At 76.5% G+C, this 665-nt stretch carries 1 pseudogene; it reads right to left on the reverse strand.

What is annotated here, in order from left to right:
- Window positions 1–38: 38 nt before the first annotated feature.
- Window positions 39–665, reverse strand: a pseudogene (locus U9R90_RS36640) (hypothetical protein); the annotation flags it as partial.

Below are 665 nucleotides of genomic sequence, written 5' to 3' on the forward strand. Positions count from 1 at the left end.
GGGGCAGGTCCGAGACGAAGGATGGCGGGCCTGGGGCGTCAGGCAGCGAGGGCGTGCACCGCTCGGGGCGGCGGCCGGCGGACGTTGCGCGGGAGGCGCTGCGGGCCGCGCGGCAGGGAGAGGCCAGCGAGGGCGAACCGGCGCGCGGCGAGGGCGTTGAGAGCGGGCAAGGCCGCGCGCAGACCGCTGACACGAACTCCCGAACCGGCACCGGCTCCCGAACCGGCACCGGCTCCCGAACCGGCACCGGCTCCTCGGGGCGCGGGGAGGGTCTGGACGGCGGTCGCGGTTCCATGCCGGGTACCGGCACCAACTCCCTTACGCGCACCGGCTCCTCGGCGCGCGAGGGCCGTCCGCGCGGGCAGGACCACGCGCCGGACACCGACACGGGCTCCCGCACCAGCACCAGCACCGGCACCGGCACGGACGCAGGCTCCCGTACGGGTACGGGTACGGGTACGGATGCCGGGACCGGCACTGGCGCCCAGACGGGCCCTGACTCCGATATCGCAGCCGGAACCGGTGTCCGTACCGGAACCGCCGCCACCACAGGCACCCGCACCGGTGCGGGACGCCGTGGGCAGTGGCCCGTGGGTGAGGCCCGAGGGGCCGATCGGCGTGGGGGCAAAGAGCGTGGCCGTGTCGTGGCCCGGCGGGGTGATGGC

The organism is Streptomyces sp. E11-3, assembly GCF_046540415.1.
Classification (GTDB): domain Bacteria; phylum Actinomycetota; class Actinomycetes; order Streptomycetales; family Streptomycetaceae; genus Streptomyces.